Here is a 20752-nt window from a genome sequence, read left to right on the forward strand (position 1 = left end):
CCCCGAGCTCTCAGCTTCGTTCGAGCAAGGGAGACCCCATCCGAGGACATCCCGGCGCCTTGGAATCGCACGCACCAGACCGCGTCCGCTGTCCGATCGAAGGCCGCCCGACAGGCTCTCAGTCGGCCACGCCCAGTATCAGACCCGAGGTGGGTACGCCGGTACCTGCCGTGACCAGCGTTCTGGCCGCCCCGGACAGCTGGTTCACCGACGTGCCCCGGATCTGCCGGACCGCCTCCGCGATGCCGTTCATCCCGTGCAGATACGCCTCCCCCAGCTGGCCACCGTGCGTGTTCAGGGGCAGCGCGCCGGACGCGACGAAGTCGGCGGCCTCCCCCGGCGCACAGAAGCCGAACTCCTCCAGCTGCATCAGGACGAACGGCGTGAAGTGGTCGTAGAGGATGGCCACATCGACGTCGGCGGGGGAGAGGCCGGAGTTCCGCCACAGCTGCCGGGCGACCACCCCCATCTCCGGCAGGCCGGTCAGATCGTCCCGGTAGAAGCTGGTCATCTGCTCCTGTGCCCGTCCGGCCCCCTGAGCGGCGGCCACGATCACGGCGGGCGGCTGCGGCAGATCCCGGGCCCGCTCCGTGCTGGTGACGACGATCGCCTGCCCGCCGTCGGTCTCCTGACAGCAGTCGAGCAGCCGCAGGGGTTCGACGATCCACCGCGAGGCGCCGTGGTCGGCCAGGGTGATCGGCTTCCCGTAGAAGTACGCCGCCGGGTTACGGGCGGCATGGCGCCGGCCGGTGACCGCGACATGGCCGAAGACGTCCGGCGTCAGCCCGTGGGTGTGCAGATAGCGCTGGGCGGCCATGGCGACCCAGGAGGCCGGCGTGAGCAGCCCGAAGGGGAGGTTCCAGCCGAGCGCCGTGCCCTCGGCCGTGGGCTCCCGCTGCTGCACCCCGGAGCCGAACCTGCGCCCGGAGCGCTCGTTGAACGCCCGGTAGCAGACCACGACGTCGGCCACCCCGCTCGCCACGGCCAGCGCCGCCTGCTGGACGGTGGCGCAGGCCGCGCCGCCTCCGTAGTGGACGCGGGAGAAGAACGTCAGCTCACCGATGCCGGCCGCCTGGGCGACGGTGATCTCGGGGCTGGTGTCCATGGTGAACGTGACCAGGCCGTCGACATCGGACGGGGTCAGCCCCGCGTCGTCCAGGGCGGCCCGTACCGCCTCGACGGCCAGTTCGAGTTCGCTGCGCCCCGAGTCCTTGGAGAACTCGGTCGCCCCGATCCCCACGACCGCCGCCCTGCCGCCGAGCGAGTCGGCCCTGCGCAGGCTCATACCGCCCCCCGAGGAACGCCGACGGTCACGGTGCCGGTGACATGCCTGCCGAGAGCGTTGGTCCCGACGACCTCCACCTCGGCCGTCCCATCGTCCCCGAGGGCGGTGACCGTGCCGCTCAGGACCATGGTGTCCCCGGGGTAATTGGGCGCGCCCAGCCTGATGGCGACCCTGCGGAGCACGGCCGACGGGCCGAGCCGGTCGGTCACGTACCTGCCGACCAGGCCGTTGGTCGTCAGGATGTTCATGAAGATGTCCGGGGACCCCTTCTCCCGGGCGAGCTCCGCGTCATGGTGCACGTCCTGGTAGTCGCGGGAGGCGAGGGCACCCGCCACGATCAGGGTGCGGGTCACCGCGATCTCCAGCGGCGCCAGCTCCTCACCGACCTTCACTCCGATCCCTCCTTCACCAGCGACTGGCCGAGTTCCTGAAGCACTTCGCTGCCGCAGCCCAGATGGGCGTCGAGCTGACGGCCCCAGAGGAAGTGGCGGTGTACGGGGTGGTCGAGGTCCGCGCCCGTTCCGCCGTGCAGATGCTGTCCCGCGTGCACCACTCGCTTGCCCGCCTCCGACGCCCACCAGGCGGCGGTCAGCGCCTGCGGCCCGTACGGCAGTCCCGCGTCATGGCGCCAGGCGGCCTCGTACGCGGTGACCCGGATCGCCTCCGTGTCCATATGGGCGTCGGCGGCACGCAACAGCACCGCCTGTTTGGTGGAGAGCGGGCGCCCGAACTGCTCGCGGGTGTTCGTATGGACGACGGCGCGGGCCAGCGATCCGGCGCACACCCCGGCCTGCAGGCCGGCGAACGCGGTCCGGCCCGCCGCCAGCACCGCCTCGTACACCCCGGCGCCGCCGAGCCGCTCCCCGGGTGCCCGGTCCAGCACGAGCCGCGCCGCCGACCACGGAGCCGTGGTCTCCACCGGTTCGGTCGCCACCCCCGGGCCGTCGGTCCGTACGATCCACAGCGTCCGGTCCCCGTCCGCGACGAGGACGAGGTCCGCGTCCCGCAGCCACGGCACGTACGGCACGCTGCCGCTGAGCCGCTCCTCATCGTCCCTCCACAGCCCGCCACGCGCCGGGAACGCCCCGGTGGCGACGGCCGTGCCGTCCCGCAGCGGGGGCAACAGCCGCTCCCGCTGCTCGTCCGTACCGTGCCCGGCGACGGCGAGCAGACCGTGGACACAGCTCGTCGCGAACGGCACCTGCGCCGTCGTCCGACCCTGCTCCTCCAGCAGAAGTACCAGGCCCAGGAGCCCGATCTCCTCGACGGCGGCGGTCAGTCCGGTCGCACAGAGCTCCTTCCACAGCTCGGCGTCCGTGCCCGTGCCCGCCGCGGCCAGGCGCTCGTGCGTCGACAGATCCCCGAAGATCCGTGCCGCCAGCCCCTGTGCCGCCGCCTGCTCCTCGGTGGGTGCGAAGTCCATGTCAGCCCTCGTCTCCCCGGAAGACCGGAAGTTCCAACTCCGGGTCCGTGCGGAGGAATTCCAGCCGCACCGGCATCCCCGTCCGTACCTTGTCGTACGGCACACCGATCACATTGCTGACCATCCGCACGCCCTCGGCCAGCTCTATCAGCGCCACCGCGTACGGCCCGCCCTCCTCATGGGCGCCGAAGGCGGGGAAGGGCGGGTGATGCATCACGACATGGCTGAAGACGGTTCCCTCGCCGCTCGCCTCGACCGTGTCCCATTCCCGGCAGCCGCACGCATTGCAGCCGGGCAGCCAGGGGAAGCGCAGCGTCGCGCACGCGCCGCACCGCTGGATCAGCAGCCTGTGCTCGGCGACGCCCTGCCAGAACCCGGCGTTGTCCCGGTTGATCACCGGCCTCGGGCGCAGGCTCCGGCCGTCGCGGCGCGCCGCGCGCTTCGCCCCGGCGGGGGCGTACTTGAGGATCCGGAAGCGGTGTGTCCCGGCGAGCTCCTCCGCCGCGCGGACGTCCATGCGCGTCGTCACGAAGTAGCCCGTCCCCAGCTTGGTCGTCTTGCGCTCCGAGACCGACTCGATCACCGCGTCGAACGTGATCCGGTCGCCGGGCCGCAACGGCCGCAGATACTCCTGCTCGCAGTCGGTCGCCACCACCGAGGTGTATCCGGCGCCGTCGAGCAGACCGAACAGTTCCTCGTACGCCTGGGAGCGGTCGGTGTGGCCCGACAGTCCGCCCATCGTCCACGCCTGCAGCATCGTCGGCGGAGCAATCGCCTCCGGCCCCGTGTAGGCGGGGTCGGTGTCCCCCATCGCCTCGCACCAGTGTCTGATCATCGGCTCGTTGACCGGGTCCTTGCCGACGCCGGCGGTCGCGGCGGCCCGCCCCTCGAACTCCTTGAGCCGCTCGTACAACCGGTCCCGCTCGCCCGGTTCCTCCTGCCCGTCCCGCGTGCCCGTCACCGCGCGCCCCTCTTCATGCCGAGCCGCATCGTCGCGACGATCTCCCGCTGCACCTCGCTCACTCCGCCCCCAAAGGTGTTGATCTGCGCCGCCCTGTTCATCCGTTCCAGTTCCCCGTCCCCGAAGCAACCGGGCGAACCGCCCCGGACCGTGCCGGCCTCCCCCACGATTTCCTGGCAGATCCGGTAGACCTCGACGGCGCTCTCGGTCCCCGCGAACTTCACGCCGCTCGCCTCGCCGGGGGCCAGCGAACCCGCGCCGACCTCCCCCACCAGGCGCCAGTTGAGCAGGCGCGTCGCCGCCAGCCGGGCGTACGCCTCGGCCAGCCGGGCCCGCACCCACGGCTCGTCGGCGGGACGCCGGCCCGTTATCGGATCGGGGGTGCGGGCGAAGTCGAGTGCCGCCTCGTAGAAATCCTCCGCCTGCATACCGATCGCGGCGAGAGCCACCCGTTCATGGTTCAGCTGGTTGGTGATCAGCCCCCAACCGCCGTTCTCCGCACCGACCAGATGGGTGAGGGGCACTCGGATTCCGTCGTAGTAGGTGGACGTCGTGGTCAGCCCGCCCACGGTCTCGATCGGCGTCCAGGCGAACCCCGGGGCATCCGTCGGGACCAGAATGATCGAGATGCCCCGGTGCTTCGGCGCGTCCGGGTCCGTGCGGCAGGCGAGCCAGATCCAGTCCGCGTTCTGCGCGTTGCTGGTGAAGATCTTCTGCCCGTCGATCAGCCAGGAGTCGCCGTCCCGAACCGCCCGGGTACGCAGCGCCGCGAGGTCGGTGCCGGCCTCCGGCTCGCTGTAGCCGATGGCGAAGACGAGGTCGCCGCTGAGGATCCGGGGCAGGAAGTACGCCTTCTGCTCATCGGTCCCGTACTTCATCAGGGTCGGCCCAACGGTGTTGAGGGTGACCATCGAGACGGGCGCCCCCGCCCGGTAGGCCTCGTCGAAGAAGACGAACTGCTCGTCGGGTCCGCGGCCCTGACCGCCGTACTCCACGGGCCAGCCGAGTCCGAGCATCCCGTCGGCGCCTATCCGGCGCAACAGCCGGCGCTGCTCGGCCAGGTCCTCGGATAGGCCTTCGGATCCGGGCCCCGGCCCCGTGTCCCTCCTGGGCATCACCTTGCCGAAGTACGTGCGGAGTTCGGCGCGCAGCTGTCGCTGACGTTCCGTCTGGGCGAGGTGCACGGCGGCTGCCTCCCGGACACGGGCGTACGGATCAGGATTTCTGACTGTCCGTCAGATACGTGTGCGCTGTCAAGGTCGATGACACCCGGGACGCGGCTTCCGGCACGATCCCCGGTACGACTTCCGGCACGGTCCCACCCGGCTTCCGGCACGGTCCCCGGTGCGGCCCCAGGTGCGGCTTCCGCCAGGCTTCCGACCGCGACCGCCGGGGCAACACGAAGCGGCCTGCGTGAAGGCACCGAAGTACCCTCGCGCAGGCCGCTGTTACTCAGTCAGCCGTGGTCCGACCCCCCGACCGGCCCATGACCGGCCCGGCTCACCAGAGCTTGGTGAAGTTCACCACGACGGTCTCGCTGTGCTGATCGATCACGGTGAACGCCGATCCGTTCACCTGCGCGGAGGTGCTCCGGTTCGACGCCCCGGAACCGACGGCTTGCTGCTGCTGCGTTGACGAAATGCCGGAGTTGTTGCCACCGACGCCGCTGCCGGCGACCGTCGCGACGGCCGCGTTCGATCCGTCGTTCGCGAACGAGCCGTTGTCGGCCTGGGCCACGCCGCCGAAGAGCGCGGCGGCGAGAGGCAGGGCTGCAACAGCGGCGAGGGCACGAGCGGTACGGATGCTTGCCATGTCAATTCCTCCAGGAACCGAAAGTACGGCTTGTTCCGGGCCAGTTGGCCGACCGCCCCGGTTGGTCACGACGTCGCGACACCAGAGTTGCCCACCGAATCCCCGGCGAACCACCCAGGCGATCCGATTCCCCCGCAAGCATGAGGATCACCTGATAAACCCCTTCACGCCCCCCAAAGCCCCAGCCCGCCCCCTCCCGCACCCCCTCCTGCCCCACTCCACGCCCTCCGGCCCACCCGATCCGCACCACCCGGGAGGAGGAACGTTCCGACACCCGGCCCACCCCCGGCCGCACCCCTTCCCATCTTCGAACATTCGTACGAAAATGAAGTCATGGCCATCACCGACCGGCAGACCGCCGCCCTGGCCCTCGCCCACGCGCTCTCCGCCGCAGAGCGCGGTCTCCCCGTCATCCCGCTCACCGGCGGCAAGCTCCCCGCCCTGCCCTCCCCGCACCGGAACGAGGCCCGGCCGGTCGCCTGCCGCGGCGCCTGTGGCCGGCCCGGCCACGGGGTCCACGACGCCACCACCGACCCCGCCGCCGTACGCGCCCTCTTCGCCGCCGCCCCGTGGGCCACCGGCTACGGGATCGCCTGCGGCCGGCCCCCGCACCACCTCATCGGCATCGACCTGGACATCGACACCACCGGTCGCCACGACTCCGCCGCCTCCCTCCAGCAGATTGCCCTGCACCACCTATTCACCATTCCGCCGACCGTCACGGTCCTCACCCCCAGCGGCGGCCGCCACATCTGGCTGACCGGCCCGCCAGGCGTCCCGGTACCGAACTCCGCGAGCCGCCTCGCCCCCGGCATCGACGTCCGCGGCGCCGGGGGCTACCTGGTGGGCCCCGGCTCGGTCACCGCCCGCGGCACGTACCGGCTCGCCCCCGGCACCGCCGGCCTCCCGCCGGCTCCCTGCCCCCGCGCACTCCTGCTCCTGCTCAGGCCCCCCGCACGCCCTCGCCGCCCCACAGCTCCCCCCGACCGGGGCCGGGGGCTGGTCCAGTTCGTCCTCGCGGCACGCGAGGGCCAGCGCAACACACGGCTCTTCTGGGCAGCCTGCCGCGCCTACGAACACGGCTTCGGCGAAGCCCTCGCGGACGCCCTCGCCCGCGCCGCCGTCCGCACCGGGCTCACCGAACGCGAAGCCCGAGCCACCATCGCCTCGGCGGCCCGCCTCACGACCGGCCGGACGAACGACGGGACCGCGTGCTGACTGGACCGGCTGCCGGAGCGGTGACCGAGACATGGAGCCTCGGCGGTCACCGGCCGCGGCGCGAGTGAGCGGGCCGCCTCGAAGTCGAACGCACGCGAACCTCCGGCTCGGCGGAGGCTGCGCTCACGGACCGTGGCCCGCACCTGGTCCACACCCGTTGATCCATGGCGGCACATGGGCGGCTCAGAGCGAGGCAGGCCGCATGACGAAGGGGTGTCCCTGATACAGGACACCCCTTGTGATCAGCACATTCTCTGACCTGGCGGTGGGTGTGGGATTTGAACCCACGGTGACATCGCTGCCACGACGGTTTTCAAGACCGTTCCCTTAGGCCGCTCGGGCAACCCACCCCGCTCCCTCGGCCCACGGACCGAGGTTGACGAGAGGACAGCCTAGCCGGTCAGCTGTCGCCCTTGCGCTCCCCCAGGGTGACTTCGGCGGTCGCCGTCCGACCGTTGCGCTTGTACGTCAGCGTCACCTGATCGCCGGGCTGGTGGGTCCAGATCTCGCCGATCAGGGTCGGGCCACTGTCGATCACGGTGTCGTTGAACTTCGTGATGACGTCGCCCGCCCTGAGGCCCGCCCTGGCCGCGGGGCCGTCCTTCGCCACGGCCGCCGTGCCTCCCGTGCCCTGGTCGGAGATGACCGCGCCGCCGGTCTTCTCGTCCATCGTGACCGTCGCGCCGATCACCGGGTAGACCGGCTGACCAGTTTTGATCAGCTGCTGGGCGACGTTCGTCGCCTGGTTGATCGGGATGGCGAAGCCGAGGCCGATGGAGCCCGCCTGGGTCTGGCCCATCCCGCTGCCGGTCGACTGGATGGCCGAGTTGATCCCGATGACCGCGCCACGCGAATCGAGCAGCGGTCCACCGGAGTTGCCCGGGTTGATCGAGGCGTCGGTCTGCAGGGCGCTCATGTACGAGTTGCTGCCGCCGGAACCGTCGCCGGAGGCGACCGGTCGGTTCTTGGCGCTGATGATGCCCGTGGTCACCGTGTTGGAAAGACCGAACGGGGCGCCGATCGCGATCGTCGAATCGCCGACCGCGACCTGTTCCGAGTTGCCGAGGGCCAGCGGGGCGAGCCCCGACGGCGGGTTCTTCAGCTTCAGGACGGCGACGTCGTAGCCCTGCGCCCGGCCGACCACCTCGGCGTCGTACTTCTTGCCGTCGGAGAACGTCGCCGTGAGCTGGCCGTTGTCCGCTGCGGAAGCCACCACGTGGTTGTTGGTGAGGATGTGGCCTTCCTTGTCGTACACGAAGCCGGTGCCCGTACCGCCCTCGCCGTCACCGGCCTGCGCGTCGATGGTCACCACGCTGGGCAGCGCCTTGGCCGCCACGCCCGCGACCGTGCTGGGGTCGCGCTTGAGGTCATGCGGGTTGGCCGACGCCGCGACCGTGGTCGAGCCGCCGGAGGTGCCGTTCCGGTCGGCCGCCCAGTACCCGAGGGCGCCGCCGATACTGCCCGCGATCAGCGCCGCCACCGCCACCGCGGCCACCAGGCCGCCGCCCATGCCGCGCTTGCGCGCGCCTTCGGGCGAGTGGAGCTGGTCCGGGGCACCCCAGACCGGGCCGCCGCCGCCCGCGCCGTGGTGCGCGTACGCGGGGACGGTGGGAGGGGGCGGGGGCCAGTTGGCCTCGGCGGCCGACGGGACCCCGGGGGGAGGAGTGCCCGGAACGGAAGGCATGGGAGAGGTCGCGGCCGGTTCCCCCGTCGGAGGGAACGGCTGCTGCGCGGCTTCCGTGTCCGGCCCCTGCGAGTGCGCCGGGGCGGGCGGGGGCGCGGGTGTGCTCCCGGACGGCCCTTGAGGAGCATCGGCCGGCACTGGAGGTGCGGACGGAACGGGCGGAACGGCCTCGGCCGAAGTGCCCTCGTTGCCCTCGTTCTCTGTGCTCACAGCTCTTTACTCCTCGGTTCCACATCATCTTCGGCAAGAGATCCGCTGTGTACGTGTCATGGGACAGCTTTTCCCAAGGCACGTCAGGCCACTGTAAGCAGGACCTGTGCATCCGCACACCAATCTTTACATCCGGCAAAACGGTCTCCCGGCACATGGCGTGGCGCGAGGCGCGCACGGCGGCGGCACAAGGCGTAGTGCGAGCCGTGGTGCGAGCCGTGGTGCGAGCCGTGGTGCAAGCCGTGGTGCAAGCCGTGGTGCGAGGCGCGCACGGCCTCGCCGTACTGTACGGAGCAGGGCGCGGTCGCCCGCTGCCCATGCTGTACACAGCTGTCGCCTCTCGGTGTCACCATGACGCAGTGACCCATGCACGGCAGCAATCCATGCACCATCCCATCCAGGTCGTTGCCCACCGAGGCGCCTCCGACGACGCCCCCGAGCACACCCTGGCCGCATACCGGAAGGCGATCGAGGACGGCGCCGACGCCCTGGAGTGCGATGTACGGCTCACCGCCGACGGCCACCTCGTCTGCGTGCACGATCGCCGGGTGAATCGCACCTCCAACGGGCGTGGCGCCGTCTCCGCGCTGGAGCTCTCCGAGCTCGCCGCCCTCGACTTCGGCTCCTGGAAGGACCGCGAGGAGTCGGAGTCCCCGGACTGGGATCCGGTGCCGGGAGAGCTCACCTCCGTACTCACCCTCGAACGGTTGCTCGAACTGGTCACCGAGACGCGGGCCGCCGGGCGCCCGCTCCAGCTGGCGATCGAGACCAAGCACCCCACCCGCTGGGCGGGCCAGGTCGAGGAACGGCTGCTGCATCTGCTGAAGCGTTTCGAGCTCGACGCCCCGCCGGCCGACGGCCCGTCACCGGTACGGATCATGAGCTTCTCGGCGCGGTCCCTGCACCGCGTCCAGACCGCGTCCCCCACCCTGCCCACCGTGTACCTGATGCAGTTCGTCTCGCCGCGCCTGCGTGACGGGCGACTGCCGGCCGGGGCGCGCATCGCCGGGCCGGGGATGCGGATCGTACGCAGTCACCCCGGCTACATCGAACGCCTGCACCGTGCGGGACACCGCGCGCACGTCTGGACGGTCGACGAACCGGAGGACGTCGAGCTCTGCATCGACCTCGGCGTCGAGGCAATCATTACGAACCGCCCGAAACAGGTTCTGTCACAACTGGGACGCTCTTAACATCAGTTACACGGAGTACACCGGCGCATTCGAACCGTATTCGATCGTTACGAGTGCGTCACTGGCGGGCGTTTGGCCGGTTTCCGGTCCAGTCCGGGAGGGCATCCACTCCGTGGCGTGGGGCAAAGGAGGTCTCGGGGGTGGCGTTGGTGGTGGCACAGGAAGTGCCCACGTCGTCGAGCATGGCCGTACCCCATGGCCCTGCGGGCGTGGGTCAGGCGCGGCACCGGATGCGCGAGCACTTGCGCAGCCACGGGGTGCCGGATTCGGTCGTCGACGATGCTGTATTGATCCTTTCCGAACTGCTCAGCAACGCCTGCCGGCACGGCAGGCCGCTGGGAAGACACACGAATGTGGGTGACGGCGACATCCGCGCCGCGTGGCGCGTGGACAGAACCGGTGGGCTGACCGTCGAAGTGACGGACGGTGGCGGTCCGACCCGCCCCATTCCGGCCACCCCCTCGGTGACGGCGCGCGGCGGCCGCGGACTCAACATCATCAGCGCGCTCGCCGAGGAATGGGGCGTGCGCGACAGCTCGTCCGGCGAGGTCACCGTCTGGGTCCTCGTCAGCGAGGGACACGGCCGGATCTCCGGGATACCGAGCGTGTCAGGCGCGTCCGGTGGGCCGGGCGTGTCAGGTGGACCGAGTGCGCCGGGTGTGCCGAGGACCTCGGGGCGCGACGGTCTGGGCTTCGCGGACACCTTCGAAGACGTGGGCTGACGTTCCCGCGCGGGAGCGGATCTCCGCCACCACGGCAGGTACGAACACCCGGGCGGTACGCGCACCCGTGCCGGCTCCCGTACCGACGCGCGGATACGCGCCGGCGGACGGACGACATGTGCCGGTGGACGGGACGTACGCGCCACGGACCGGACGTACGCACCGTGGACGGGACGTGAGCGCCGAAGTTCCGCATCCCCGTACCGCCAGGCGCGCGGGCGCGTGTGTCCCGGACGCGACACGGGCCGCTAGGCTCGCGGGCCAGACCGCACTGTCGCAATCGGGAGAAAGCCCACCATGGCCAAGAAGCGCCCTCAGACCAAGGCCGGGAAGCAGCAGCTCAAGGATGGCGAGATCCCGGTGGTCGGGGCTCGTGAGCCCTGCCCGTGCGGTTCGGGCCGCCGCTACAAGGCGTGCCACGGCCGCGCCGCCGCCCAGGCGGTGACCGAGCTCGTCCACCGCCCCTTCGAGGGGCTGGCCGGGGAGTGCGACTGGGTCGCCCTGCGCGAACTGGTGCCCGCCGCCACAGTGGAGCTGGCGCTGAAGGGCGGGCTGCCCGAGGGCGTCCCCTCCGTGACCCTCGCGACCGTCCTGCCGATGGCCTGGCCGGCTCTCCGTCGGGACGACGGCTCGGTGCTCCTCGCCCTGCAGAACGACACCCCTTCCGGCGACCTCAGCCGTGACCTCGCGGACATCCTCCAGCGGGCGCTGGCCGCCGAGCCCGGCTCACCCGTGGCCGCCCGGCGCGTACCGGCCGACGGTCCGCGGCTGCAGGACGTGCTCGATCCCGACGCCGCGTTCGAGCCCGTTGTCCACTCCGGGTTCGAGTTCTGGGTTCCGGACGCGGAGAACGCCACGCCCGAGGTGTCCGCCTCCCTGGAGCGCGCGAACGAGGCGGCGCTCCCGACGACGCGGCTGTCCGGTGTGGACGCCGCGTACTGGTGCGAGACCCCGGAGAAGAACCACCTGCGGTGGGTCATGCCGCACCCCGAGGAGCAGCTCCTGGACGCGCTCGCCCGGCTGCACGCCGCCGGCACCTCCTCGCTGGGCGAGGGAACACGGCTGGTCGGCTCCTTCCGGGCGCACGGGCTCATGGTCCCGGTCTGGGACCTGCCGAGTGCGATGGGGGCGGCGGAGTGCGAGAAGCCCGCGGCCGAGCTCGCGGAGCGGCTGGCCGCGGCGCTCGCCTCGGACACGCCGCTCACCGCGGAGGAGCGGCGGGGCCGCGGCGGGCTCACCAACCGCCAAGTGACGCTCAGCTGACAGTGACGATTCCCGGAGCCATTCCGTGACTCGCGTCACAACTCGCCGTACTGACGGGTAAATCGCTGTCCGAATATGCGAGATCGAATTTGCGAACGGCAGATCTCTTGTTACCGTTCTAGAAGCCCGGTCGCTGGTGCATCCCCCGTCGCCAGCGATCGGGCATCCTCATTTCCGGGTACGGCGCACAGCGCGCGACGCAGCGCACGAGCCGGCGCACGGACCCCTCTTCGGCACACATTCCCCGCCGCCGGTCCCCTCCCGCTCCAGCCGCTCCCGCCTCCTCGGACCCGCACACCATCGCCAACACGGCACGACAGGGCCTGGGTTGGCGAAGCGTCCTCCTCGGCGGCGGCGTCCCTTCCACCCGACGCGCCGTGACCTCCACCGGAACGACCCGTCTCGGACAGACCTCGGACAGACTCCGGGCAGCTCCCGACCGCCGGGTCTCCCGCACGAATATCACTGGGCGAAGTAATTCGAATAGACCTTCGAAAAACTCTACGAGAGACTTTCGGAAGGTCCATCAGAAAGGCCTTCGCCGGCGGACTTTGCAGCGGCAGACTTTGCATCGAACGGCCGAAGCCGGGACCGGAAGAAGTACCGCGAGAGCGGGCGGGAGAGGAGCGGGAACGAAACCGGATCCGGCGCACGCCGGCACACCGTCACGCCGTGACCGCCCGCGACGTCGATCATGCGGAGAATCGCGCGGCAATACCCGTCGGCGCCTTCGGGACCTGACGACCTCGCCCGAATCCCTGATGCTCCGCCGAATGCCGGCTGGATGCCCCGCCGGAGATCTCGACGGAGATCTCGACGGAATACGAACGTCCCGCTGCCGTGCGTCCCCGCTCCGGGAACCCGGGCCGACTCACGCCCGGACGCGTGAACCGACCACCTGTCAGTAGGCGAGCCGACTGCCGCCGCCCGGCGCGCTGTTGCTCGCCTCGACCAGTGCGTCGAGCACCGCTCCCACATCCGGCAGCCACGGCGCGGCCGGTCCGGGGACGGGGCCTCCCCTGTTCGGGCCCCGACCGGGGTCCGGTGCGGGAGCCCGTTCCCAGCGCACCTGCCCCGCCCCCACCTCGGACGGCGGAAGGACGAGATAGCCGCCCTCACCGTGGAAACGCAGCGAACTGGGCACCCGGTCCTGGGCGTGCAGCAGCTCACCGAGCCGTTCGAGGGTGTAGGGGGCCACCAGCAGCGACCACCGGGTCGGCGTCGCCACCACGGGGCCGAGCCGCGTTGCCATCCGGTCCAGCTCGACCAGCGCCCGGGCGCCCGCCATGGCCGGCAGACTCAGCGCGCACGGGGCGCGCCCGCCGGTGGCCAGCACGATCGGAGCGGTCGGCCGATTGGTCCACCACCAGCGCACCATGCGCTCGTCGGTGGTCGCCGCGAGGAGACCGGGATCGAAGGGGTGTGCGCCGGGAACGACGCACTCGGGATCGGGGCAGGCACAGCCACGGCCACGGTCACCGCGACCACCGGCCGCCTCAAGTCCCACTCCGGGGAGCACGGGCCACTGCCATGCGGTGGCACAGGTCAGGACCGCGTCGAGCTGAGCGGGCCTTGTCCTGCGCCGGAGCCGGAGCCTGCGTCGCCTTCCGAGGATCTCGCGCATGAGCGCTCGTTCCTTTCCGTTGAACGCCGAGGGTCCACATCACACCACGTGCGTGTCACGCCATGTGTATACATCTTCACTGTGCGTACATGCTCTTCAGGGTCGCGGTACGGGTGGGTCGTCGGTACCGAGCATGAGCTGAGCCGGGTCGAGCAGGGGCGAGGCGGGTCCGGACACAAGCATGGCGAGGAGCAGCGCACGTATCGCGCCGACCGTCTCAAGGTGCAAGCCCCGCCACTCGGGGGTGGGGGCGTAGCCGTCACAGGAGAGGACGCCTGGGCCCACTGCCAGGTTCCGGGGCGATCAGAACTGCCCCTGGTCATCATCGATTACGTACCCAGCATGCCCGAAATGACGCTCCCTCCGGGACTTCACCCGGAGAACACCCCCTGTCGAGCACACCCAGTCGACCGCAAATAACCGCCACTGGGGGCGTTTTTTGGCCAACTTTGCAGTTCCTTGGACACCACAATTCCCGCAGGGACAATGCTGGACATCGCCTTACTTGTGCGTGTACATGTGGATGCTACGTGTACACGTGGATGCACTGATAGCGGCGCAGAATGACATGGGGGTTTGCGATGCTGTTCGACGAATCGCACCGGTGGGAAAGCCGACTGTCATGAGCGCCCCGCACCTGCCGAAAGTGGCCGGAATCGATCCCATGGTTCCTGTTTCAGCTCACACTGCCGGAACTCTGTCCGAAGTACCGGCCGCCCCCGGAGCGTTCATCCAGGACCGGCTGGCCGGCTGGGTCTCCGACCTCACCACCCTGCACGAACTCACCGAGCGGCTCGCCAGAACCAGCGTGCTCGACGACGCGCTGCACGAACTGCTGAGCGCCGGAGCGGCCCTGGTCGGTGCCCGCCGCGGTCTGGTCATCTTCGAACCGTCCGACCGTCGCGGCCCCGTCAGCACCGTCGGTCTCGGACTCGCCCACGCCGAGCTCGGGCACATCGAAACGATCCCGCGCCGGGCCACCTCCTACGGCCGGATCCTGGAAGGCCTCCCGGACGCCGAAGGAGCGCAGACCACCCCCGATCTGCTCGGCGACACCAGCCTGGACCCCCGTCGCCGCGAGGTCGCCGCCCGGCTCGGATACGCCGCCAGCTACACCCTGCCGATCAGCGCCGAGGCGACCGGCAGGCTCGGCGCCGCCGTCTGGCTGTACGACGAGCCGGCCGAGCCGCTGGAACGCCGGCGCCATCTCGTCGGCCTCTACGCCGGATTCGCCGGCGAGCACCTGGCCAGACTGCTGGAACTGGAGCGGGCCAGGGCGGATGTCGCCACCGTCACCGAGGAACTGCTGCCCAGCCGGCTTCCCCGGGTCGCCGGCGTCCAGTTGGCCGCACGCCACCGCGCGGCGCCCCAGGGCGGTGGCGACTGGTACGACGCGCTGGCCCTGCCGGAAGGCACGCTCGGTCTCGCCGTAGGCTCGGTGAACGGCTCCGGACCAAGCGCACTGGCCGCCATGGGCCGGCTGCGTGCCGGTCTGCGGGCGTACGCGGTGATGGAGGGCGAGGATCCGGTCGCCGTGCTCTCGGATCTGGAACTGCTGCTGCGGCTGACCGAACCCGCCCGTTCCGCGACCGCCCTGTTCGCCTACTGCGAACCCGCCCGCCACAAGATCCTGCTGGCCGGCGCCGGTCACACCCCGCCGCTCGTGATCGGCGACCGGCGCACCCAGTTCGTCGAGACCTCGGTCTCCGCGCCGCTGGGCATGCTCGCCTGCTGGGAGGCGCCCAGCGTGGAGATCACCCCGGCGCCCGGCGAGACCGTGCTCCTCTACACCGACGGGCTGCTGCGCCGCACCGGCGACTCGACGGACCGGGCTTTCGCACGGCTCCACTCGGCGGCCGCGTGCGTACCGAAGGCGCTGCGCGACGACGCCGGGGCCGTCGCCGACCACGTGCTGCGGACCGTGCTGCCTGACGGACTCGACCAGGGCGGCGACACGGAGGACGTCGTCGTTCTGGCCGCGCGCTTCGACTGAGAGCCTGTCGGGCGGCCTCTGAGCCGCGCCGCCCGCACCGGCCGCGTCGCGCCACCTGCCCCGGCCTGGTCGTGCGGATCGCCCCGGCCCGGTCATGTAACAGGTCTTCCGGCCCTGTGCCCCCTTCCGTACGCCCGTACGATGGACGAGGTCCAGTGTCGTATCAAGGAGAGACAAGTCGTGGCTGAGGAGCTCACCCCGGAGAACCCGGAGACCGAGGCAGAAGAAACGGTCAAGCAGCGGAAGAACGGCCTGTACCCGGGCGTCTCCGATGAACTCGCCGCGAACATGAAGTCCGGTTGGGCCGATACCGAGCTGCACGGCCTCGAACCGATCGCCCAGGCCGCACACACCGCCGCCCGCCGCGCCGTGCTCTCCGCGCGCTTCCCCGGTGAGCGTCTGGTCATCCCCGCGGGCAACCTGAAGACCCGCTCCAATGACACCGAGTACGCCTTCCGCGCCTCCACCGAGTACGCGTACCTCACCGGCGACCAGACCCAGGACGGTGTCCTCGTCCTGGAGCCGACGCGGGACGGGCACCAGGCGACCATCCACCTGCTGCCGCGCTCCAACCGCGAGAACGGCGAGTTCTGGCTCGACGGCCAGGGCGAGCTGTGGGTCGGCCGCCGCCACTCCCTCGCCGAGGCCGAGCAGCTGCTGGGCATCCCGGCGAAGGACGTGCGCGAGCTCCCGGCCGCGCTGGCCGAGGCCACCGGCCCGGTGCGCAACGTCCGCGGCCACGACGCCGGCATCGACGCCGCGCTGACCGACAAGGTCACCGCGGAGCGCGACGAGGAGCTGCGCGTCCACCTCTCCGAGGCCCGGCTGGTCAAGGACGCCTTCGAGATCGCCGAGCTGGAGAAGGCCTGCGATGCCACCGCACGCGGCTTCGAGGACGTCGTGAAGGTCCTCGACAAGGCCGAGGCGACCAGCGAGCGCTACATCGAGGGCACCTTCTTCCTCCGTGCCCGCATCGAGGGCAACGACATCGGCTACGGCTCGATCTGCGCGGCCGGTCCGCACGCCACCACCCTGCACTGGGTGCGCAACGACGGGGCGGTGCGCTCCGGTGAGCTGCTGCTCCTCGACGCCGGTGTGGAGACCAATGACCTCTACACCGCCGACGTGACACGCACCCTTCCGATCAACGGCACGTTCACGCCGCTGCAGCGGAAGATCTACGACGCGGTGTACGAGGCCCAGGAAGCGGGCATCGCGGCCGTCAAGCCCGGCGCCGACTACCGCGACTTCCACGACGCGGCGCAGCGCGTGCTCACGGAGAAGCTCGTCGAGTGGGGCCTGCTCGGCGACCTGTCCGTGGACAAGGTCCTGGAGCTCGGCCTCCAGCGCCGCTGGACGCTGCACGGCACCGGCCACATGCTCGGCATGGACGTCCACGACTGCGCCGCCGCTCGCACCGAGACGTACGTCAACGGAACGCTGGAGCCCGGCGTCTGCCTCACGGTCGAGCCGGGTCTGTACTTCCAGACCGACGACCTGACCGTCCCCGAGGAGTACCGGGGCATCGGCGTCCGGATCGAGGACGACATCCTGGTCACCGAGGACGGCAACCGGAACCTCTCCGACAAGCTGCCGCGCCGGGCCGACGAGGTCGAGGCGTGGATGGCTCGGCTCAAGGGCTGATCCGGAAGGTCCGGCGACGGGCCTCCGGCACGCCGAAGGGCGCCCCGCTCACGACGCCATGAGCAGGGCGCCCTTCCGCCATTTCAGGATCTTGTCGAAGCTCACCACGGCGCCGCGGCCGGGGCGGTTGCCGAAGTGGACGTGATCGGCGAGCTGTTCGATGAGGCAGAGCCCCCGGCCGTTCTCCGCACCGAGCGGCGGGTACTGCTGGGGCTCGTGCTGCGGCGTCGACGTGCGCAACGTGCGCCGGGCGGGGAAACCGGGCCCCGAGTCGGTGACTTCGATACGGCACTTCTCGCCGTCCAGATAGGCGGTGACCCGGTACTCACCGGAGGCCGTCCCGGGCAACTCGTCCCATACGTCCCACGGATCGCGGCCGACGCGCTGTTCGCCCTGGCCCCTGTGGTCGCCACCGTGTTCAACGGCGTTCGCACAGGCCTCGCCGAGCGCGACCGACAGGTCGAAGGAGATGTCCGGGTCCACGCCCGCGGTCTCCATGGCTCCCAGCAGGAAACGACGGGCGAGCGGAACGCTCGCAGCCTCGCGCCGCAAATGGAGGGACCACCAGATGCTCATGCTCCAGCCTCCTGGCTGCGGCTCGACATACCGATACGTATTGCCGCGCGGGCCCCTTCGTAAGCACGGACCGGATGTGAGACCGCTCATTCGGCGGATACCCGCACGCCGTACTTCCCGTGTATGCCGGACCCGGCCGTGGCCCGGCGATCTCTCCGCCGGTCTCCCCACGGGTCGCCCGGACCCGGCCGCGCAGAGGCGGACCGCGTCCAATCGGACGGAAGCCGACCTTCCGGACCTGCCGTACCCAAGCCGGGGGTGCGGTGCGATGATGGCCCCGCCATGTCTATGCCTGTCGCACGCGCCGGAGCCGGTCTACGGCTCCTGAGGGCCGCGGTGTTCACCGCGGTCTGTGTCGCGCTGTCCGCGGCAGGTCACTCCCTGGCTTCCTGCGCGGCCGTCCCCTGGTGGACCCTGCTCGCCGGATTCCTCGGGGTCTTCGCGGTGGCGGCACCGCTCGCCGGACGCGAGCGCTCACTGCCGTCCATCGCGGCCGCGCTGGCCGGCGGACAGATCGCCCTGCACACCCTCTTCGGCGTGGGTGCGCATGCCACGCCGACCGGCACGACGACGGGCGACGACCCGCTGATCCGGTTCGCGGCGAGCCTTGTGTGCGGCATGGGACCCGCGCAGTTGAACGCCGCCGAGGCCCGCCGCATCGTCACCACCGCGGGCATCGACCCGACGTCGGTGACGGCCGGTGGCCACCAGCACATGGCGTCCGCGGCCGGCGCGGATCCCGTCGGCCTCGCCGGTCTGCTGCCCGGTCTGCCCATGCTGCTCGGCCATCTGCTGGCCGCCGCGGCCACCGGCTGGCTGCTGCGGCGCGGCGAGATCGCGCTGTTCCGGCTCGCACGGCTGTCCGCGCACGGCGTCCAGCAGCTCGCGGCCGGAGCCCGGCTGCGCGCGCTGCGCGCCGCACTCTCACTGGTGAACGCCTTGCGCGCCGGCCTGCCCGGGGGTCCGACGACCGGGCCGCGCATCCCGCGCACCGGGGCCGACGCCCCGGTCCCCGCCGACGGGGACCCGTTGCAGCACATGGTGATCAGGCGCGGGCCGCCCCCGGCGTACGCGCTCGCAGCCTGACGCGACACCCGCCACTCGATGCATGCCCGACTCGACGCCCGGAACCGACCGGTGCCGTCCGAGTCGGCGTACGCACGCCACAGTGAGGCAGAGGTGTCGCGATGCCGCCGCGCACCCGCGCGCCGGACCACCTTTCCTTCGTGCTTCCGTGGAGTGATCCCTGTCATGAACGTTTCCCGCATCGCCCTCGCCGGCGGCATCGCCGCGTCCACCGTGCTGATCCTCGCCGGCACCGCCTCCGCGCATGTCAGCGTGCAGCCCCAGGGCGAGGCCGCCAAGGGCGGTTACGCCACCGTCAACTTCAAGGTCCCCAACGAGCGCGCCAACGCCTCGACGACCAAGGTCGAGGTCAACTTCCCGACCGACCACCCGCTGGCCTCCGTCATGCCGCAGGCCGTGCCCGGCTGGGACATCGAGGTCACCAAGAGCAAGCTGGCCAAGCCGCTCGAAATGCACGGCGAGAAGATCAACGAGGCCGTCTCCAAGGTCACCTGGACCGCCAAGGGCGACAAGAACGACCTCGGCATCCGTCCGGGCAACTTCCAGCAGTTCCCGCTCTCCATCGGGCAGCTCCCCGAGAACGCCGACCAGCTGGTCTTCAAGGCCATCCAGACGTACGACAACAAGGAGGTCGTCCGCTGGATCGAGGAGCCGAAGGACGGTGCTGCCGAGCCCGAGAACCCGGCACCGGTCCTCAAGCTGACCGCGGCGGCCGACGGCGAGCACGGCGCGGGCAGCACCGACAAGTCCGGTGCCGACGCCACCGCACAGGCAGCGGACAAGCAGACGACGGCCGCGTCGGACACGTCCGACAGTGACACCACGGCCCGCGTTCTCGGCATCGTCGGCATCGTCGTCGGCATCGCCGGAGTGGCCTTCGGCATCCTCGCCGGCCGCCGTCGCACTGCCTGAACCACAGCCCCACCCGTCCCACCGACCCACCAGGAACCAGTGCTCCATGCGTAAGAAGACTGTGCTGGCCGCGGCGCTCGTCGCCGCGGCCTCGCTCTCGCTGTCCGCCTGCGGCAGCAGCGACGACAGCGCGAAGAAGCCGATCGCCGATGTGTCCGTCGAGGCCAAGACCAAGGCCGCGACGGTACTCGACCAGCCGTTCACCAAGCCCGATCTCGTCCTCACCGACACCCACGGCAAGAAGTACGACCTCCGCGAGCAGACCAAGGGCAAGCCGACGCTGATCTACTTCGGCTACACCAACTGCCCCGACGTCTGCCCGCTCATCATGAGCAACATCGCCATCGCCAAGAAGTCCCTGCCCAAGGCCGACCAGGACAAGCTCCGGGTCGTCTTCGTGACCACCGACCCCGAGCGGGACACCCCGTCCTCGCTGGGCACCTGGCTCAAGTCCCAGGACCCCTCCTTCATCGGCCTCACAGGCGACTTCCCCACCATCCAGGCGGGCGCACGCCAGATCGGCATCGGCATCGACGCACCGAAGAAGGAGAAGGACGGCACGGTCGTCTCGATGCACGGATCCCAGGTCATCGCGTTCTCCCCGAAGACCGACAAGGGGTACCTCGTGTACAGCGAGGACACCTCGCCGGACGACTACACCAAGGACCTCCCCAAGATCATCAAGGGGGAGACTCCGTGAACCGCCGCACCGCGCTCGCCGGCGTCGTCGCCCTCACCACCGGGCTGACGCTGGCGGGTTGCTCCTCCTCGGGCAGCGAGCCCGTACTGAAGGTGACAGGTGCGTTCATGCCGCAGCCCGTCAGTGACATGGCGGCCGGCTTCCTCGTCGTACGGAACAGCGGCGGCACGTCCGACCGGCTCACCTCGGTCACCAGCCCCCTCTCCGACAACGTCACGATCCACGAGTCGAAGAACCAGACGATGCGCATGGTGTCGTCCTTCGAGGTCCCCGCGGACGGCGAACTGGATCTGGAACGCGGCGGGAACCACATCATGTTCATGAAGCTCAAGCAGCAGCCCAAGCAGGGCGAGAAGGTGCCCGTGGAGCTGCACTTCGAGAAGGCCGACCCGATAAAGGTCGACCTCCCCGTGAAGGAGACCACCTACAACCCGAAGAAGCAGTGA

Annotated in this window: 19 protein-coding genes and 1 tRNA gene; 10 read left to right on the forward strand and 10 right to left on the reverse strand. The window is 70.7% G+C overall.

Annotated features, from left to right (window positions below):
- Window positions 1-118: 118 nt before the first annotated feature.
- The 6 genes from ABZ826_RS19515 to ABZ826_RS19540 form a co-directional block, all read right to left on the reverse strand.
- Complete coding sequence (locus ABZ826_RS19515) at window positions 119-1285, reverse strand: lipid-transfer protein (protein ID WP_361449382.1); 1167 nt, start codon at window positions 1283-1285, stop codon at window positions 119-121.
- Window positions 1282-1677, reverse strand: coding sequence for a MaoC family dehydratase (locus ABZ826_RS19520; protein ID WP_361449385.1), 396 nt, complete (start codon window positions 1675-1677; stop codon window positions 1282-1284). The genes ABZ826_RS19515 and ABZ826_RS19520 overlap by 4 nt, the downstream gene beginning before the upstream one ends.
- The gene (locus tag ABZ826_RS19525) at window positions 1674-2708 is read right to left on the reverse strand and encodes an acyl-CoA dehydrogenase family protein (RefSeq protein WP_361449388.1); all 1035 of its coding nucleotides are present in this window, start codon (window positions 2706-2708) and stop codon (window positions 1674-1676) included. Before ABZ826_RS19525 ends, ABZ826_RS19520 begins: the two co-directional genes overlap by 4 nt.
- Before the next feature lies 1 nt (window position 2709).
- Window positions 2710-3669, reverse strand: coding sequence for an OB-fold domain-containing protein (locus ABZ826_RS19530; RefSeq protein ID WP_361449391.1), 960 nt, complete (start codon window positions 3667-3669; stop codon window positions 2710-2712).
- Window positions 3666-4853, reverse strand: a complete 1188-nt coding sequence (locus tag ABZ826_RS19535; protein WP_361449394.1) for an acyl-CoA dehydrogenase family protein — start codon at window positions 4851-4853, stop codon at window positions 3666-3668. The genes ABZ826_RS19530 and ABZ826_RS19535 overlap by 4 nt, the downstream gene beginning before the upstream one ends.
- Window positions 4854-5169: 316 nt before the next feature.
- A complete protein-coding gene (locus ABZ826_RS19540) occupies window positions 5170-5481 on the reverse strand; it encodes a hypothetical protein (RefSeq protein ID WP_361449397.1) in 312 nt (103 codons plus the stop codon).
- A gap of 333 nt (window positions 5482-5814) precedes the next feature.
- Here ABZ826_RS19540 and ABZ826_RS19545 point away from each other — a divergent pair, with 333 nt between their 5' ends.
- A complete protein-coding gene (locus ABZ826_RS19545; protein ID WP_361449400.1) occupies window positions 5815-6699 on the forward strand; it encodes a bifunctional DNA primase/polymerase in 885 nt (294 codons plus the stop codon).
- 260 nt (window positions 6700-6959) lie between these two features.
- Here the strand turns inward: ABZ826_RS19545 and ABZ826_RS19550 are convergent.
- Both ABZ826_RS19550 and ABZ826_RS19555 read right to left on the reverse strand, forming a co-directional pair.
- Window positions 6960-7049, reverse strand: a tRNA-Ser gene (locus ABZ826_RS19550).
- Between the two features lie 50 nt (window positions 7050-7099).
- Window positions 7100-8593, reverse strand: coding sequence for a trypsin-like peptidase domain-containing protein (locus ABZ826_RS19555; protein WP_361449403.1), 1494 nt, complete (start codon window positions 8591-8593; stop codon window positions 7100-7102).
- A gap of 383 nt (window positions 8594-8976) precedes the next feature.
- Between ABZ826_RS19555 and ABZ826_RS19560 the strand changes: the two genes are divergently transcribed.
- From ABZ826_RS19560 to ABZ826_RS19570, 3 genes are all read left to right on the forward strand, one after another.
- Window positions 8977-9786 carry a glycerophosphodiester phosphodiesterase gene (locus ABZ826_RS19560; RefSeq protein ID WP_361449661.1) on the forward strand — a complete coding sequence of 270 codons (810 nt, stop codon included), beginning with the start codon at window positions 8977-8979 and terminating at the stop codon, window positions 9784-9786.
- A 140-nt stretch (window positions 9787-9926) separates the two neighbouring features.
- A complete protein-coding gene (locus tag ABZ826_RS19565; RefSeq protein ID WP_361449406.1) occupies window positions 9927-10508 on the forward strand; it encodes an ATP-binding protein in 582 nt (193 codons plus the stop codon).
- A gap of 297 nt (window positions 10509-10805) precedes the next feature.
- Window positions 10806-11771 (forward strand): DUF5926 family protein, encoded by a 966-nt coding sequence (locus ABZ826_RS19570; RefSeq protein WP_361449409.1) that lies wholly within the window; start codon window positions 10806-10808, stop codon window positions 11769-11771.
- Window positions 11772-12672: 901 nt separating this feature from the next.
- Here ABZ826_RS19570 and ABZ826_RS19575 read toward each other — a convergent pair.
- Entirely contained in the window at window positions 12673-13395 is a 723-nt protein-coding gene (locus ABZ826_RS19575; RefSeq protein WP_361449412.1) for a bifunctional DNA primase/polymerase, read from the reverse strand.
- Between the two features lie 622 nt (window positions 13396-14017).
- Between ABZ826_RS19575 and ABZ826_RS19580 the strand changes: the two genes are divergently transcribed.
- Both ABZ826_RS19580 and ABZ826_RS19585 read left to right on the forward strand, forming a co-directional pair.
- Window positions 14018-15388, forward strand: coding sequence for a PP2C family protein-serine/threonine phosphatase (locus ABZ826_RS19580; protein ID WP_361449415.1), 1371 nt, complete (start codon window positions 14018-14020; stop codon window positions 15386-15388).
- A 180-nt stretch (window positions 15389-15568) separates the two neighbouring features.
- A complete protein-coding gene (locus ABZ826_RS19585) occupies window positions 15569-17032 on the forward strand; it encodes an aminopeptidase P family protein (RefSeq protein ID WP_361449418.1) in 1464 nt (487 codons plus the stop codon).
- 48 nt (window positions 17033-17080) lie between these two features.
- On the opposite strand, the gene ABZ826_RS19590 is transcribed toward ABZ826_RS19585, so the two are convergent.
- Complete coding sequence (locus ABZ826_RS19590) at window positions 17081-17608, reverse strand: ATP-binding protein (protein ID WP_361449421.1); 528 nt, start codon at window positions 17606-17608, stop codon at window positions 17081-17083.
- A gap of 282 nt (window positions 17609-17890) precedes the next feature.
- On the opposite strand from ABZ826_RS19590, the gene ABZ826_RS19595 reads away from it, so the two are divergent.
- The 4 genes from ABZ826_RS19595 (at window position 17891) to ABZ826_RS19610 (ending at window position 20752) form a co-directional block, all read left to right on the forward strand.
- Entirely contained in the window at window positions 17891-18694 is an 804-nt protein-coding gene (locus tag ABZ826_RS19595; RefSeq protein WP_361449424.1) for a hypothetical protein, read from the forward strand.
- Between the two features lie 165 nt (window positions 18695-18859).
- Window positions 18860-19606: a YcnI family protein gene (locus ABZ826_RS19600; RefSeq protein WP_361449427.1), complete on the forward strand. Its 747-nt coding sequence runs from the start codon at window positions 18860-18862 to the stop codon at window positions 19604-19606.
- 46 nt (window positions 19607-19652) lie between these two features.
- The gene (locus tag ABZ826_RS19605) at window positions 19653-20306 is read left to right on the forward strand and encodes an SCO family protein (RefSeq protein WP_361449429.1); all 654 of its coding nucleotides are present in this window, start codon (window positions 19653-19655) and stop codon (window positions 20304-20306) included.
- Window positions 20303-20752 (forward strand): copper chaperone PCu(A)C, encoded by a 450-nt coding sequence (locus ABZ826_RS19610; protein ID WP_361449432.1) that lies wholly within the window; start codon window positions 20303-20305, stop codon window positions 20750-20752. The genes ABZ826_RS19605 and ABZ826_RS19610 overlap by 4 nt, the downstream gene beginning before the upstream one ends.

The sequence above is a fragment of the Streptomyces sp. NPDC047515 genome (genome assembly GCF_040643055.1).
Classification (GTDB): Bacteria; Actinomycetota; Actinomycetes; order Streptomycetales; family Streptomycetaceae; genus Streptomyces.